At 37.6% G+C, this 16239-nt stretch carries 14 protein-coding genes; 13 read left to right on the plus strand and 1 reads right to left on the minus strand.

Annotated elements, in window-relative coordinates:
• The 12 genes from E1I69_RS24770 to E1I69_RS00055 all read left to right on the plus strand — a co-directional run.
• On the plus strand, nucleotides 1-184 hold a 184-nt coding region (locus E1I69_RS24770; RefSeq protein WP_207308485.1), incomplete at its 5' end, for a hypothetical protein.
• Nucleotides 139-1566 carry a 3-isopropylmalate dehydratase large subunit gene (leuC, locus tag E1I69_RS00005; RefSeq protein ID WP_136377592.1) on the plus strand — a complete coding sequence of 476 codons (1428 nt, stop codon included), beginning with the start codon at nucleotides 139-141 and terminating at the stop codon, nucleotides 1564-1566. The genes E1I69_RS24770 and leuC, both read left to right, overlap by 46 nt.
• Nucleotides 1567-1568: 2 nt before the next feature.
• A complete protein-coding gene (gene leuD / locus E1I69_RS00010; RefSeq protein WP_136377593.1) occupies nucleotides 1569-2156 on the plus strand; it encodes a 3-isopropylmalate dehydratase small subunit in 588 nt (195 codons plus the stop codon).
• A 130-nt stretch (nucleotides 2157-2286) separates the two neighbouring features.
• On the plus strand, nucleotides 2287-3315 hold the full coding sequence (locus E1I69_RS00015; RefSeq protein WP_136377594.1) for a tetratricopeptide repeat protein: 1029 nt from the start codon (nucleotides 2287-2289) through the stop codon (nucleotides 3313-3315).
• Between the two features lie 206 nt (nucleotides 3316-3521).
• Nucleotides 3522-4808, plus strand: a complete 1287-nt coding sequence (tig, locus tag E1I69_RS00020; protein WP_136377595.1) for a trigger factor — start codon at nucleotides 3522-3524, stop codon at nucleotides 4806-4808.
• A 408-nt stretch (nucleotides 4809-5216) separates the two neighbouring features.
• Nucleotides 5217-6479: an ATP-dependent protease ATP-binding subunit ClpX gene (clpX, locus tag E1I69_RS00025; RefSeq protein WP_136377596.1), complete on the plus strand. Its 1263-nt coding sequence runs from the start codon at nucleotides 5217-5219 to the stop codon at nucleotides 6477-6479.
• 314 nt (nucleotides 6480-6793) lie between these two features.
• Complete coding sequence (gene lonB / locus E1I69_RS00030; protein WP_136377597.1) at nucleotides 6794-8473, plus strand: ATP-dependent protease LonB; 1680 nt, start codon at nucleotides 6794-6796, stop codon at nucleotides 8471-8473.
• 169 nt (nucleotides 8474-8642) lie between these two features.
• Nucleotides 8643-10967 (plus strand): endopeptidase La, encoded by a 2325-nt coding sequence (gene lon, locus E1I69_RS00035; protein ID WP_136377598.1) that lies wholly within the window; start codon nucleotides 8643-8645, stop codon nucleotides 10965-10967.
• Nucleotides 10964-11545: a ribosome biogenesis GTP-binding protein YihA/YsxC gene (gene yihA / locus E1I69_RS00040; protein WP_136377599.1), complete on the plus strand. Its 582-nt coding sequence runs from the start codon at nucleotides 10964-10966 to the stop codon at nucleotides 11543-11545. The genes lon and yihA overlap by 4 nt, the downstream gene beginning before the upstream one ends.
• Before the next feature lie 206 nt (nucleotides 11546-11751).
• Nucleotides 11752-12534 carry a transporter substrate-binding domain-containing protein gene (locus E1I69_RS00045; protein WP_207308486.1) on the plus strand — a complete coding sequence of 261 codons (783 nt, stop codon included), beginning with the start codon at nucleotides 11752-11754 and terminating at the stop codon, nucleotides 12532-12534.
• 85 nt (nucleotides 12535-12619) lie between these two features.
• Complete coding sequence (locus tag E1I69_RS00050; RefSeq protein ID WP_136377600.1) at nucleotides 12620-13282, plus strand: amino acid ABC transporter permease; 663 nt, start codon at nucleotides 12620-12622, stop codon at nucleotides 13280-13282.
• A 30-nt stretch (nucleotides 13283-13312) separates the two neighbouring features.
• The gene (locus E1I69_RS00055; protein WP_165439133.1) at nucleotides 13313-14035 is read left to right on the plus strand and encodes an amino acid ABC transporter ATP-binding protein; all 723 of its coding nucleotides are present in this window, start codon (nucleotides 13313-13315) and stop codon (nucleotides 14033-14035) included.
• Nucleotides 14036-14138: 103 nt separating this feature from the next.
• Here E1I69_RS00055 and E1I69_RS00060 read toward each other — a convergent pair whose 3' ends face one another.
• A complete protein-coding gene (locus E1I69_RS00060) occupies nucleotides 14139-14624 on the minus strand; it encodes a LiaI-LiaF-like domain-containing protein (RefSeq protein ID WP_136377602.1) in 486 nt (161 codons plus the stop codon).
• A gap of 248 nt (nucleotides 14625-14872) precedes the next feature.
• On the opposite strand from E1I69_RS00060, the gene hemA reads away from it, so the two are divergent.
• Nucleotides 14873-16225, plus strand: coding sequence for a glutamyl-tRNA reductase (gene hemA / locus E1I69_RS00065; RefSeq protein ID WP_136377603.1), 1353 nt, complete (start codon nucleotides 14873-14875; stop codon nucleotides 16223-16225).
• Nucleotides 16226-16239: the final 14 nt, after the last annotated feature.

The raw sequence follows: 16239 nt of genomic DNA on the forward strand, positions 1-16239 counted from the left end.
CGTACCCATGTATTGGAATAGTTTCACATATTATGAAGACTTTGTTAGTAATCGTGTCGAAAAATATTTTTTTGACACCCCATCAACGGATCAAACCGTTGATAAATCAACATTTATAGAGGGAGGAGGAAGATACGAATGGCACCGAAAACAATTATTGAAAAAATATGGGATCAACACGTAATCAATCATGAAGAGGGGAAGCCAAGTCTTCTATATATTGACCTACATCTTGTCCATGAAGTAACTTCTCCGCAAGCTTTTGAAGGATTACGTTTAAAAAATAGAAAAGTAAGAAGACCTGATTTAACATTTGCAACAATGGATCATAACGTACCTACAACAAGTGATCGTTTCAAAACAAAGGATGAAACTGCTGCAAAGCAAATGAGTGCATTAGAAAAAAACTGTAAGGAATTCAATGTTCCACTTGCAGATCTTTACAGTCCTGAACAAGGGATTGTCCACGTAATTGGCCCTGAACTTGGATTAACCCAACCAGGTAAAACGATTGTATGTGGAGATAGTCATACATCTACACACGGTGCATTTGGGGCTTTAGCGTTTGGAATTGGGACAAGTGAGGTTGAACATGTTCTTGCAACTCAAACATTATGGCAACAAAAACCTAAAACCATGCAAATCAATGTTGTAGGAAATTTATCACCAGGCGTTTATGCTAAAGATGTTATTTTATCGATTATCCGCAAATTTGGAATTGATTTTGGAACGGGACATGTTATTGAATATACAGGTGAAGCAATTCGAAAAATGTCCATGGAAGAAAGAATGACCATTTGTAATATGTCCATCGAAGGTGGAGCAAAAGCTGGGTTAATTAGTCCTGATGAAACGACATTCTCATACTTAAAAGGAAGAAAACATAGCCCGGATGGTGCTGAATTTGATGCGGCCGTGGAGAGATGGAAGCAACTTGCAACTGATGAAGGTGCAGTTTTCGATACTGTATTAGAAATTCATGCGGATGAAATTTTACCAACTGTTACATGGGGTACAAACCCATCAATGAGTGTAACCATCGATGACACAGTTCCATTCCCAGAGGATTTTAAAAGGGAAGTTGACAGGAAATCTGCAGAGCGTGCATATGAATATATGGAACTTGCTCCAGGAACTCCAATTAACGAAATTAAAATTCAGCATGTCTTTATTGGTTCATGTACGAATTCACGAATTGGTGATTTACGCGAAGCGGCAGACATTATCCGTGGACATAAAGTATCTCCTAACTTGCGTGCGTTAGTCGTTCCAGGCTCACAACAAGTAAAACTACAAGCTGAAAAAGAAGGTCTTGCGGATGTATTCCGTGACGCTGGCTTTGAATGGCGCGATGCGGGATGTAGCATGTGCTTAAGCATGAACCCAGATGTAGTACCAGCAGGTGAAAGATGTGCTTCTACATCGAATCGTAACTTTGAAGGACGGCAAGGTAAAGGTGCTCGGACACATTTGGTAAGTCCTGCAATGGCAGCAGCGGCAGCAATATATGGAAGATTCGTAGATGTTCGTAAACTTCAAAAAGTAGCAACAGGAGAGGAGGCATAAATATGGAACCATTTATTACACATACAGGTAAAGTGGCGGGAATGGATCGAAACAATGTCGATACAGATCAAATCATTCCAAAGCAATTTTTAAAGAGTATTGAAAGAACAGGGTTTGGAAAATATGCCTTTTTCGATTGGCGCTTTGAAGCAGATGGTAGTCCAAATCCAAATTTTGAACTAAACCGAAAAGAAAACGAAGGGGCATCCATTCTTGTAGTAAACGAAAACTTTGGCTGTGGTTCTTCTCGTGAGCATGCCCCATGGGCATTACAAGACTATGGATTTAAAGCAATACTAGCTCCATCTTTTGCAGATATTTTCTATAATAACTGCTTAAAGAACGGAATGCTTCCAATTGTTCTAGAAAAAAGTGTAATTGAGTATCTATTAAAAGAAGCCAATGATGCTCATTTTGAATGTACGATTTCTTTAGAAGAACAGACCATTGTTGATTCAAAAGGCTTCAAAACAGAATTTACTATTGATTCCTATTGGAAAGAAATGTTGATCAATGGTTGGGATGAGATTGATAAAACACTTTCCTACGAGCAACAAATTAAAGAACACGAACTTAAAACGGCCAACTAAAATTGTAGACAAAGCCAGTTTCGGCTTTGTCTATATTTTTGGAATCTAGCAAGCCCCTATTGTTTTCTCCTTTTTTCATTGTTAAACTTATAACTCAAGAAAAAAACGAATTTGGGGTTGGAATAACTCTATGGATAAGCAAAACAAAGATAAAAAACAGGATAAAATTATTCCTTTTCCTAAGCTTAAAGAAAGATTGATGGAAAAAGGACTTGAAGCTTTATCGAGTAAAAAATTTAACGAGGCTCTAGCATTATTGAAGCAGGCCAAAGAGCTTGAAACAGGTAACCACGAAATTGAACTTGGCATTGTGATTTGTCTTTTTGAATTGGGAGAATTGGAGAAGGCGAAAGAAAATTGTTTAGAGATGTTAAAGGAGGATGTCGGAGATTATTTTCACGTGCTTCAAATTTATGTAACAATCCTGATCCAGCTTGGTCAATATGATGAAGTCCAATCAACGATTGAGGCCGTACTTGACGAGGATGCAGTTCCACCACAGCATTTGGAGCATTTAACTCAGTTACTTGAGCTAAGTAAACGAATGCTTGTTGCAGATGGGGTGGAAAAAGAAATTGAATACGTGAACAAGAATGTGGAGGAGGAGCTTCAAAACGTCCTATATAATGAAGGAATAGTTGGAAAGCAAATTGCCACGATTCAATCCTTGAAGGAACTAAATATAAGAAAATACCTGAATTTGCTCATTCCATTTCTAGTGATACCTGAGAACCATCCAATAGTAAAAACCATCATCATTCAGTTACTTGCAACAAATCAGGTGGATCTCGAGGTAGAGGTAGAGAAATTCGGTGAGACAATAAAGGTAAACCCTAAAAACCTTGTAGATCCATCGATGTCTCCTTTCACAAATCAGGTTCTTTCTATTTTAGAAGAGCAATTGGAAAATGAGAATCCTACCCTTTACGAAACGGCAAAAGAAATTTGGCTTCGTCATCTTTTTGTACTCTATCCATTCACCTTGGAGGAGGAGGAACCTTCAAAGTATGCAGCTACTTTGCATTTATATAGTGCTGAATTGCATGGAATGGTGATTGAGAATCAAACACTTGAGCAAATCTATGGTGTCAATCTTTTTGAACTAAAACAAACCTTGGACAAACTAGAAAAAGTAGAACGATTTTCTTATATTGAATAAAATAAAACAATCTCGAAATTTTATAATGTAGCTTAGTTGGGTAAACTTTCTAACAATATAATCATTTTCTATATGTTGAAAGGTGACCATTCTGTGTTATAATGTAATGGTTGTAAAATGCTAGTTTACCGACATATGGTAATAGTTAACCCAATTTACATATCGGAAAAAATAGTTAGTAAATAGATAGTTGGAGGGAAAGTATTATGTCTGCAAAGTGGGAAAAATTAGAAGGAAACCAAGGTGTCTTAACTGTAGAAGTTGACGCTGAAACATTTAACAAAGGACTTGACGATGCATTTAAAAAGGTAGTTAAGCAAGTGAGCGTACCTGGATTCCGTAAGGGGAAAATGCCTCGTGGAATGTTTGAAAAGCGTTTTGGTGTTGAATCATTATACCAAGATGCATTAGATATCATTCTTCCAGATGCATATGAAAATGCAATCAAAGAAACTGGAATTGAGCCAGTTGACCGTCCAGAAGTTGACGTTGAGCAAATCGAAAAAGGTAAAAACCTTATTTTCACTGCAAAAGTTACGGTTAAACCAGAAGTGAAACTTGGCGACTACAAAGGTCTAGAAGTGGAAAAACTTGATGATACAGTAACTGATGAAGAAGTAGATGCAGAAATCAAGCAATTACAAGAGCGCAATGCAGAACTAGTTGTTAAAGAAGAAGGTACTATAGAAAATGGCGACACTGTAGTAATTGATTTTGAAGGTTTCGTTGATGGAGAAGCGTTCGAAGGTGGAAAAGCTGAGAACTATTCATTAGAAATTGGTTCTGGTTCATTCATCCCAGGTTTCGAAGAGCAATTAGTTGGAGTTGCTGCTGGAGCTGAAAAAGACGTGGAAGTCACTTTCCCTGAAGAGTACCATGCTGAAAATCTAGCAGGAAAGCCAGCTACATTTAAAGTAAAGGTTCACGAAATCAAAGGAAAAGTACTTCCTGAATTAGATGATGAGTTTGCAAAAGATGTTGACGATGAAGTGGAAACATTAGATGAGTTAAAAGCAAAAACAAGAACTCGTTTAGAAGAAACTAAAAAACAAGATGCTGAAAATAGCCTTAAAGACACATTAATCGAAAAAGCATCTGAAAATGCAGAAATCGATATTCCAGAAGCAATGATTAACACTGAATTAGACCGCATGCTTCGTGAATTTGAACAACGTCTTCAAATGCAAGGTATGAATCTTGACCTTTACTTCCAATTCTCAGGCCAAGACGAAAATGCTTTACGTGAACAAATGAAAGAAGATGCTGGCAAGCGCGTACGAGTTAACTTAACTTTAGAAGCAATTGCAAATGCTGAAAACATCGAAGTTTCTGAAGAAGAAATTAATGCAGAACTTGAAAATATGTCTACTATGTACGGTGTATCTGCTGAACAACTTAAGCAAATGCTCGGTGGCGTAGATGGAGTTAAAGAAGATTTAAAAATAAGAAAAGCAATCGATTTTCTTGTGGAAAATAGCAAAAGTGTTGCATAATATTAAATAGGGAATATCAAGGCGCGATATGATCGTGCCTTGTTTTATACCCAAAATATGGAAGTAGTACATACAATAGGCTGTTGGTAGTAGTTTTATTCTAACGAATCTGGGAACACTTAAAAGGAGGGCAAAGTTCACACGTTTCACTAGGCGAATTCCAACCAAAAATATACTTACATAATATGCATGAGAGTTATTTATTACCTATTTGAAGAAGAAATATGGTACAATGTGCAATACATAACGAATTAGAATTATCGAACTGATGGTATGGGGCCTAAGTTCAAGCCAGACTGCTTAAATATAAGGGTGTACGAGTTGCGGGTAAGTAGAGATCCGATTTTAATCGATACCTAAAGAATGTTGGCTTATTGTAGAGAGAAGAAACTAATAAGGGGTGACATAATGTTTAAATTTAACGATGAAAAAGGGCAACTTAAGTGTTCTTTTTGTGGTAAAACACAAGATCAGGTTCGTAAGTTAGTTGCAGGGCCTGGCGTTTATATATGCGACGAATGTATCGAACTATGTACTGAAATCGTGGAAGAAGAATTGGGTACTGAAGAAGAAGTTGAATTTAAAGACGTACCAAAACCAAAAGAAATTAGAGAAATATTAGATGAATATGTGATAGGTCAAGACTCAGCGAAAAAATCCTTAGCTGTTGCTGTGTATAACCACTATAAACGTATTAATTCTAACAGTAAAATTGATGACGTTGAGTTGTCTAAGAGTAATATTTGTATGATTGGGCCAACTGGTAGTGGTAAAACATTACTTGCCCAAACATTGGCTCGTATCTTAAATGTGCCATTTGCCATTGCAGATGCGACTTCATTAACAGAGGCTGGATATGTTGGTGAAGATGTAGAAAATATTCTTTTAAAGCTCATCCAAGCTGCTGATTATGATGTGGAAAAAGCAGAAAAAGGCATTATTTATATCGACGAAATTGATAAGGTAGCACGTAAATCGGAAAACCCTTCGATCACAAGAGATGTTTCCGGTGAAGGTGTTCAGCAAGCACTTTTAAAAATTCTTGAAGGAACAGTCGCAAGTGTGCCTCCACAAGGTGGAAGAAAGCATCCACACCAAGAATTTATTCAAATCGATACGACAAATATTCTGTTTATTTGTGGTGGGGCATTTGATGGAATTGAACAAATTATTAAGCGTCGTCTTGGTAAAAAAGTTATTGGATTTGGATCTAACATTGTGGAAGAAGAATTAGACCAAAAATCATTACTTTCAAGATCGTTACCAGAAGACTTATTAAAGTTTGGATTAATTCCTGAGTTTATTGGCCGACTTCCAGTAATTGCAAGCCTTGAGCCACTTGACGAGGATGCATTGGTTGAAATTCTAACAAAGCCTAAAAATGCTCTAGTGAAGCAATATCAAAAAATGCTTGAGTTAGACGAAGTTGAGCTTGATTTCGAAGAAGATGCCCTTAAGGAAATTGCGAAAAAAGCAATTGAGCGTAAAACGGGTGCACGTGGTTTACGTTCCATAATAGAAGGAATCATGCTTGATGTGATGTTCGATCTTCCATCAAGAGACGATATTAAAAAATGTATTATTACAGCTGAAACGGTATCAAAAAATACAGCTCCAAAGCTTCTTTTGGATGATGGAACAGTTGTTGAAAATACAGAAATCTCTGCTTAATGTAAAAATCCCGAGGTAGCGAAATGTACCTCGGGATTTTTTTATGGTTAGCTTGATCTAACGCCGATAGAAATGATTTTAAGCCGATAGAACTCGATTATCGTTGATAGAATCAAAATAACCCGATAGAACGAATTAATCGTCGGCAGAACGAAAATAACGCCAACCACACCAAATTATCAACAATCTTAACCCCCCTATGACGCCAATTAATCTAAGTGTCCGTTCAAAAATCCTTCAAAACTGGTTTATTACACCTATACTCAGGAGATAATAGCTGATAGTAGTCTATCTTTGCGAGCAGGAGGAATAATATGAGTTGGACAGGTATAGTTTTATTCGTACAGCTATTTTTTGGAGTCATTATCGGGCTTTATTTTTGGAATCTCCTTAAAAACCAACGAACTCAAAAGGTATCTATAGATAAAGAGTCAAGAAAAGAAATGGAGCAACTTCGAAAAATGAGATCCATTTCCTTAACAGAGCCCCTAGCTGAGCGAGTAAGACCCACTAGTTTTTCAGATATCGTTGGCCAAGAGGATGGCATTAAGTCATTAAAGGCAGCTCTATGTGGACCAAATCCTCAGCATGTCATCATTTATGGTCCACCAGGAGTAGGGAAAACAGCCGCAGCTCGACTAGTAATGGAGGAAGCGAAGCGAAATCAAAAGTCCCCATTTAAGCAGTCAGCTGTTTTTGTGGAATTGGACGCAACAACTGCAAGATTTGATGAACGTGGAATCGCTGATCCTTTAATTGGTTCTGTTCATGACCCGATTTATCAAGGTGCAGGTGCAATGGGTCAAGCCGGTATTCCACAGCCAAAGCCTGGTGCTGTGACACATGCACATGGCGGCGTATTATTCATCGATGAAATTGGAGAGCTTCACCCAATTCAAATGAATAAAATGCTTAAAGTGTTAGAGGATCGCAAGGTATTTCTTGAAAGTGCATATTACAGTGAGGAAAATACCCAAATCCCTACACATATCCATGATATTTTTAAAAATGGGTTGCCAGCTGATTTTCGGATGATTGGTGCAACGACAAGAACACCAAATGAACTCCCACCTGCCATTCGTTCACGTTGTCTTGAGGTATTTTTCCGTGAATTGGATCAGGATGAATTAGCTATTGTAACAAGAAAAGCGCTTGAAAAGGTAAATATGCAAGCAACCGAGAAAGGCATTGCTACACTTGCATCCTATGCACGAAATGGGCGTGAAGTCGTCAACATGGTTCAAATTGCAGCCGGTATTGCGATTTCAGAGGATCGAAACTTTATTAAGGATGAAGATATTGAATGGGTGCTTCATTCGAGCCAGTTAACCCCACGTTATGATAAAAAGATTTATCCAAGTGCACGAGTTGGACTTGTAAATGGTTTAGCGGTATACGGACCCAATACGGGTGCCCTGTTAGAAATTGAGGTAACTGTCATTCCTGCAAAAGATAAAGGAACAATTAACATTACGGGTATTGTGGAAGAAGAAAGTATTGGAGATCGTGGAAAGTCAGTTCGAAGAAAAAGTATGGCAAAAGGCTCGATTGAAAATGTAATTACAGTACTTCGTTCAATGGGTGTACCTGCCCACGATTATGATATCCATGTTAATTTCCCTGGTGGAATTCCAATTGATGGTCCATCTGCGGGGATTGCGATGGCCACAGGAATTTATTCGGCAATTCATAAGTTTCCTGTAGACCATAAGGTTGCGATGACAGGAGAAATTAGTATTCACGGGAATGTAAAACCGATTGGTGGAGTTGTCCCTAAAATTAAGGCAGCAAAACTAGCAGGAGCTGAAAAGGTAATTATCCCAGAAGAAAATATGCAATCCATCTTAATGGACATTGAAGGGATTGAAATCATTCCAGTTAAAAATCTTGAAGAAGTTTTTGCAATCGCAATTGAAACGCCTGAACGCGGGAAGCAATCCAAGCAATCAATCATCCCAGCATCGACAAACTTTTCTAAGACAGAATCTGTCTAAAACCAAAACAGTTTAAAATAGAAAGACTTCGACATACTAAAAAGGAGTGTCGAAGTCTTTTATATTTCTGATTTTGCAAAAGAAAAATCCACTAAAATAGACACTGGCAATTAAATAAGATAAAATTTACATTTAAGAACTATATTTATTCAATTTTGAGGTGTTAGCAATGACAAGAAAAAAAGAAATCATTGTTCCTCTTTTACCACTCCGTGGATTGCTTGTCTATCCCACAATGGTTTTGCATTTAGATGTTGGTCGTGACAAATCAGTGCAAGCCTTGGAAAAAGCAATGGTAGAAGACCATATCATTTTTTTAACAACCCAAAAAGATGTGTCAATTGACGATCCAACTAAGGATGATATTTATAACATAGGAACATTAACACAAGTGAAACAAATGCTTAAGCTTCCTAACGGAACAATACGTGTATTAGTGGAAGGACTTTACCGCGCTGAAATAAAAGAAATCTATGACAAGGATAGCTATTATTCAGTGAAAGTAAAAACATTTGAGGAAGACGAAACAAAGGATGTTGAAACAGAAGCACTCATGCGAATGATGCTAGAGTATTTCGAACAATACATAAAGCTTTCAAAGAAAATCTCAACCGAAACATACACTTCTGTAACTGACATTGAAGAACCAGGAAGAATGGCAGACATCATTGCCTCTCATATTCCTCTTAAACTTCAAGAAAAACAGGATATTCTTGAAACGATTAATGTTCGTGAGAGAATGGATAAAGTGATTACGATCATTAACAATGAAAAAGAAGTCTTAAGCCTTGAAAAGAAGATCGGTCAACGTGTCAAGCGTTCAATGGAAAGAACTCAAAAAGAATATTACCTTCGTGAGCAAATGAAGGCCATTCAAAAGGAACTAGGGGATAAAGAAGGAAAAACGGGTGAAGTATCCTCACTAAGAGAAAAAATTGAATCTGCAGGTATGCCTGACCATGTAAAGGAAGTAGCATTAAAGGAACTCGACCGCTACGAAAAAATTCCTCAAACCTCTGCGGAAAGCGCAGTAATTAGGAATTATATTGAATGGCTTTTAGCGTTACCATGGACAAATGCGACGGAAGACCGACTGGATATTCATCGCGCGGAAGAAATTCTTGAGAAAGACCATTTTGGACTTGAAAAGGTAAAAGATAGAGTTCTTGAATATTTAGCCGTCCAACAGTTAACGAATTCCTTGAAAGGGCCAATATTATGTTTAGCGGGACCTCCTGGAGTCGGGAAAACTTCACTAGCTAAATCGGTGGCAAAATCTCTTGGGCGAAATTTTGTGCGAATTTCACTTGGTGGTGTTCGTGATGAATCTGAAATCAGAGGACATCGAAGAACTTACGTCGGTGCAATGCCAGGCCGAATTATTCAAGGGATGAAAAAGGCCGGTACAATCAATCCAGTCTTTTTATTAGATGAAATTGATAAAATGTCGAATGATTTTAGAGGAGATCCTTCATCAGCTATGCTCGAAGTATTGGATCCTGAACAAAACTTCAATTTTAGCGATCATTTTATTGAAGAGCCTTATGATTTATCTAAAGTTATGTTTATTGCGACGGCAAATAATTTAGCGACAATTCCTGGACCGCTTCGAGATCGTATGGAAATTATCACAATCGCTGGTTATACGGAGCTGGAAAAGGTTCATATTGCCAAAGATCATTTATTGCCGAAGCAGCTTGCAGAGCATGGATTAACAAAAGGAAAATTGCAAATACGGGAGGATGCCCTGTTAAATATCATCCGCTATTACACGAGGGAAGCGGGAGTTCGTGGGCTTGAACGTCAAATTGCAAAAATCTGTCGTAAGGTTGCTAAAATTATTGTATCAGGTGAAAAGAAACGCGTTGTCATCACAGACAAAAATGTTGTTGAATTTTTAGGGAAACAAGTATTCCGCTATGGTCAAGCAGAAATTGAGGATCAAGTGGGAGTAGCTACTGGGCTTGCCTATACAGTTTTCGGTGGGGACACACTTTCAATCGAGGTTTCCTTGGCACCGGGTAAAGGAAAGCTTGTACTTACTGGTAAGCTTGGAGATGTGATGAAGGAATCCGCTCAAGCAGCATTTAGTTACATTCGCTCTAAAGCTGAAGAATTAAAAATAGATCCGGATTTTAATGAAAAAAATGATATCCATATACACGTTCCAGAAGGTGCTGTACCTAAGGATGGACCTTCAGCAGGTATTACAATTGCAACTGCTCTTATATCTGCTTTAACTGGAAGGGCAGTTCGTAAGGAAGTAGGAATGACGGGCGAAATTACGCTAAGAGGTCGTGTTCTTCCAATCGGTGGGTTGAAGGAAAAATCTCTTAGCGCCCATCGTGCAGGATTAACGAAAATTCTATTTCCAAAGGAAAACGAAAAGGATCTAGAAGATATTCCAGAGAGTGTAAGAGACGATGTTGAATTTGTTCCGGTTTCCCATTTAGATGAAGTCTTAAAACATGCGTTAGTAGAGGAGAAAAAATGAAAGTAACAAGTGCAGATATCGTAATCAGTGCTGTCAGACCGGAACAATATCCAGAGGGAGATTTACCTGAATTTGCACTAGCAGGACGATCGAATGTAGGAAAATCATCGTTTATTAATAAAATGATCAACCGAAAAGCATTGGCCCGTACATCATCAAAGCCTGGTAAAACACAGACCTTAAACTTTTATCTAATCAATGAATTATTGCATTTTGTTGATGTTCCAGGATATGGATATGCGAAAGTATCTAAAAAAGAAAGAGAAGCATGGGGAAAAATGATTGAAAAGTATTTAACAACGCGTGAGCAACTTAGAGCGGTTGTTCTCATTGTTGATTTACGTCACCCACCAACAAATGATGATGTGCTTATGTATGATTTTGCAAAGCATTATGAAATACCAGTTATCGTCATTGCAACAAAGGCAGATAAGATCCCAAAAGGAAAGTGGGATAAACATCTAAAGGTGGTTCGCGAGACTTTGAAGCTTGAGACAGGTGACCATCTCATTAAATTTTCTTCTGATACAGGCTTAGGAAAAGATGAAGCCTGGACTTTATTACAATCGTATATGTAAGAGAAAAACAGCTAAAGCAATCGCTTTGGCTGTTTTTTTTGAGTGGAAATGTATGACAATTCTTAAGGAAATATGGAGAAACGAAAAGATTCTTTGGTGATTTTACCGATTAGGTTATATGGCAGTGGTTGGACTAATAAAGATATAAGTAAAGATAGGTATTCTCTACTAAAAAAATTTTAGTAGGACAAAGGGGGATAACTGCGTTGAAAAAAAGACTGGGCTCATTATTCATTTTACTTTTGGTTATCGGTGGTTTAAGTGCTTGTGGCGGTGAAAAATCATCTTCAAACGGGATGGAATTAGTAGAGGAAGGAAAATTTACGTTTGCATCATCAGGTGAATACAATCCATTTAGTGTTACAGATGGAAATGGTGTGATGACTGGTTTTGATATTGATGTGGCAGAGGCAATTGCTAAGGAACTGGGTCTTGAACCTAATCAAAAGAGGTTTAAATTTAACAGTATTGTAGAAGGTGTGAAGACTGGAAGGTTTGATGCTGCAGTTGCTAGTCATACGATTACAGAAGAGCGTGCTGAGCATGTTAATTTCTCAACACCTTACTATTATTCAGGACCACAAATATTTGTCAGACCGGATAGTGATGTTCAAAGTTTAGAAGATCTGAAGGATTTGGAAATTGCCGTTTCAAAGGGATCTACATATGCAAAAACGGCACAAGAGGTTACTGGAAACGTGATCCAATATGACAGTGATGTAACAGCATTAGAAGCTTTGGCGATTGGAAAACATGATGCGGTGATTACGGATTTCTTAACAGGAAAAGAAGGAATCGGCAACGGGCTAGATATTGAAGGTAGGGACATTCTCGGTTTGAGTGAGCAAGCAATTGCTGTTTCAAAGGAAAATGAAGAATTGTTGAAAAAAGTCAATAATGCATTAGAAAAGCTTAGAGAAGATGGAACACTTAAACAAATAAGCGAAAAATACTTCAAAGAAGATATAACTACGAATCCAGAAGAATAAGAACATCATCGAAACGAATGTGTTTTTCCTACGCATTCGTTTCTTTTTCTAAAGGGTGACAATTTGAAAAAGGAGTTGAGTAAAGTTGCCAGAATTTAGTCATATCATTGAGCAATTAATTGAATCCTATCCTCTTTTTCTAAAGGGGATGCTTCTAACACTTCAAGTAACGATCGTTGCCGTTTTCATCGCTGTTTTTATCGGTTTGCTTTTTGCCTTCTTAAAAATTTCAGCGAAAACCATCTTAGTTAAGATCGCCGATCTGTATATATATCTAGTAAGAGGGACCCCATTAGTGGTACAGATTTTTGTTTTTTATTTTGGTCTATCTGCTTTAGATATATCTATGTTTTGGTCGGTCACATTAGGGTTAGCTTTTCATAACGGAGCATATCTGGCAGAAATTTTTCGAGGTGCTATACAATCGATTGATAGTGGTCAAATGGAGGCTGGACAGTCTTTGGGGATGAGTAGGACCTTAACGATGAGAAGAATTATCCTTCCCCAAGCGTTTCGAAGAGCCTTACCGCCTTTAGGAAATCAATTTATCATCGCATTGAAGGACTCATCCCTAGCAGCATTTATCGGCTTAAATGAACTTTTTAATGTTTCAACAACATTAGGTTCGAATAACTTTGACTATATGACATATTTGCTCATAGTTGCAATTTACTATTTAATCCTTGTTCTAATCTTTACCATTTTAGTTGGAATGCTTGAGAAAAAATTGGCTGCTATCGACAGATAAGGACGGTGAAATGATATGGGAAAGAAGGAAATGATAAAGGTTGTCAATTTAAATAAATCATTTGGTGACTTACATGTGTTAAAAGATATCAACATGATCGTTGAAGAAAGTGAAGTTGTTTGTTTAATAGGAGCCAGTGGTTCTGGGAAAAGTACGCTACTTCGTTGTTTGAATTTTTTAGAAATGAAGGAAAGTGGAGAAATCATCATTAAAGATGAAAAAATAGAACCCCAAAGTCACAATCTAACTGAAATTAGGCAAAGAGTTGGAATGGTTTTTCAACATTTTAACCTCTTTCCTCATATGACAGTCCTTGATAATGTCATAGAGGCTCCAACCCAAGTTAAAAAAATCCCAAAACAAGCAGCCGTCCGACAGGCAGAGGAACTACTTGGAAAGGTTGGATTGGCTGATAAGATCAATGTGTATCCATCTAAATTATCAGGCGGGCAAAAGCAACGTGTTGCTATTGCTAGGGCATTGGCAATGAAACCTGAAATTATGTTATTTGATGAACCGACATCTGCGCTCGACCCAGAATTGGTTGGAGAGGTACTTAATACCATGAAGCAATTAGCGAATGAAGGAATGACGATGGTTGTAGTCACCCATGAAATGGGGTTTGCGAGAGAGGTTGCAGACCGTGTCATATACATGCATGATGGAAAAATTGTAGAGGTCGGACAACCAAACGAAATCTTTGAAAATCCAAAAGAACAACGAACAAAGGATTTTCTCAATTCTATCTTATAAGGTTATATAAGTATCTCAAAGGGCGAACTTTGAGGTACTTTTTTAATGGAATTGAAACACCCACGAATTATAACTCTCGTGGGTATGAGTGGTTTGGTATAATTTACTTTTTCTTAATGAATAATAAATAAAAACCAATTCCGACAAGGAGAATGGGCCAATAGTCTAAAATGAATGAAAAACTGCCCTCTAAAAATCCCAACCAGCTTATAAATCGGCCATAATTGAGAAACAATAGCGAAACAAATAACAGAACGATACTATGGAATAGTCCATTTTTCGTCTTAATATATGTAAACAGCATTCCGAGCCCGACTATAAACAATAAAGTACCTGGCTGTTTAGGCCAAAAGCTAAGTTGATTGATCGCATGAAAGTGAAAACCAAAGCCAACCAAAATGACACCAGGTAAGATACTACTTGGATTGTTTTCGACAGATGCCTGGACGAGAAAAGCAATCCCGACAAGGATGACGAGAGTTTGCCACGAATAGAAATTGGTGAATACTGGTATACCCAATTGTTGAAGCAAAAGATAGCATCCAATCCCGACAAGGATGATACCAGAAAAGAGATTATTTTTTTTCATATAGTCCCCCATGCTAGTTACTTGATTTGACCATGTATTTTTGTTAAGGTAACGATTGAAGTCAAAACGACTTATTTATTAGTATAAACGCATTTATAGGTTCATTTTATTATAAAACCATATTAGCACAGGTTGTCAAAAACTGTTCACACATTTTTCGACAATCGTTCACATCATACATGGTATAATAGTAGTAGTTTTTTGGACGAAAATCTATTTTATTATTTAAAAGTTGGGGTGAGAGATTTATGCATACAATTATGGTCGGACTAAACTATAGAACAGCCCCTGTTGAAATACGTGAAAAATTAACTTTTGATTCAGAGAGCATTGTGCAAGCAATGAAAGAATTAAAAGGGAAAAAGAGTATTTTAGAAAATATCATTGTTTCAACATGTAACCGGACAGAAATATATGCTGTTGTCGACCAACTGCATACAGGACGCTATTATATTAAAGATTTCCTTTCACAGTGGTTTGGAATTGATAAAGAAGAATTTACACCATATTTAAATATCTTTGAAGACGAAGGTGCGGTCAATCACCTGTTTCATGTAACATGCGGTTTAAATTCGATGGTGGTAGGGGAAACGCAAATCCTTGGACAAGTTCGATCAAGCTTTTTATCTGCACAAGATCAAGGTACTTCAGGAACTGTCTTTAACCATCTTTTTAAGCAATCGATTACGTTAGCCAAGCGTGCCCATTCTGAAACGGAAATTGGTTCAAACGCTGTTTCAGTGAGTTATGCTGCCGTTGAACTTGCAAAAAAGATTTTTGGTGACCTTTCAAATAAAAATGTCCTTATTTTAGGTGCTGGAAAAATGGGCGAACTAGCTGTGCAAAACTTACACGGTTCTGGTGTGGGGAAAGTAACAGTGATGAATCGTACCTTTGAAAAAGCTCAACTCCTTGCTGACAAGTTCCAAGGGGAAGCGAAAGCAATCGAGGAACTTCAATGCGCCTTAGTTGATGCTGACATCATGATTAGTTCGACTGGTGCGAAAGGTTATGTCATTACAAAAGAAATGATGCAGGATGTTGAACAGATAAGAAAGGGTCGTCCTTTATTTATGGTTGATATTGCTGTACCAAGGGACTTAGACCCAGGACTTGCGGACTTAGAAAGTGTCTTTCTTTATGATATCGATGATTTAGAAGGAATCGTTGAAGCTAATCTTCAGGAACGTAAAGTCGCTGCTGAAGAAATTGAACTCATGATTGAAAATGAAATCGTTGAATTCAAGAATTGGTTGAACACACTAGGGGTCGTTCCCGTTATTTCAGCATTGCGCAAAAAGGCGTTAGCCATTCAAGCTGAAACAATGGAAAGTATTGAACGCAAAATGCCTAATCTGACTGAGCGCGAGCGAAAAGTATTGAACAAACATACGAAAAGTATTATTAATCAGCTACTGCGAGACCCTATTTTACAAGCGAAGGAACTTGCTGCCCAGCCCGATGCAGATGAATCTTTAGGATTATTTATGAAGATTTTTGATATTGAGGAAGCTGTTGTTTCTGAGTATGGGATGCAAAAGGAAAAGGGTAATGTGAATTTGGCAGCAGCCAATAGACAGCAACCTTCTCTACAGTCATAATGAGGGGAAATTCG

This window comes from Bacillus timonensis (assembly GCF_004799755.1).
Taxonomy (GTDB): Bacteria; Bacillota; Bacilli; order Bacillales; family Bacillaceae_L; genus Ferdinandcohnia; species Ferdinandcohnia timonensis_A.

Coding starts and splice junctions, on each gene's coding strand:
- leuC (WP_136377592.1), top strand. CDS start 139: ATGGCACCGAAAACAATTATTGAAAAAATATGGGATCAACACGTAATC.
- leuD (WP_136377593.1), top strand. CDS start 1,569: ATGGAACCATTTATTACACATACAGGTAAAGTGGCGGGAATGGATCGA.
- E1I69_RS00015 (WP_136377594.1), top strand. CDS start 2,287: ATGGATAAGCAAAACAAAGATAAAAAACAGGATAAAATTATTCCTTTT.
- tig (WP_136377595.1), top strand. CDS start 3,522: ATGTCTGCAAAGTGGGAAAAATTAGAAGGAAACCAAGGTGTCTTAACT.
- clpX (WP_136377596.1), top strand. CDS start 5,217: ATGTTTAAATTTAACGATGAAAAAGGGCAACTTAAGTGTTCTTTTTGT.
- lonB (WP_136377597.1), top strand. CDS start 6,794: ATGAGTTGGACAGGTATAGTTTTATTCGTACAGCTATTTTTTGGAGTC.
- lon (WP_136377598.1), top strand. CDS start 8,643: ATGACAAGAAAAAAAGAAATCATTGTTCCTCTTTTACCACTCCGTGGA.
- yihA (WP_136377599.1), top strand. CDS start 10,964: ATGAAAGTAACAAGTGCAGATATCGTAATCAGTGCTGTCAGACCGGAA.
- E1I69_RS00055 (WP_165439133.1), top strand. CDS start 13,313: ATGATAAAGGTTGTCAATTTAAATAAATCATTTGGTGACTTACATGTG.
- E1I69_RS00060 (WP_136377602.1), bottom strand. CDS start 14,624: ATGAAAAAAAATAATCTCTTTTCTGGTATCATCCTTGTCGGGATTGGA.
- hemA (WP_136377603.1), top strand. CDS start 14,873: ATGCATACAATTATGGTCGGACTAAACTATAGAACAGCCCCTGTTGAA.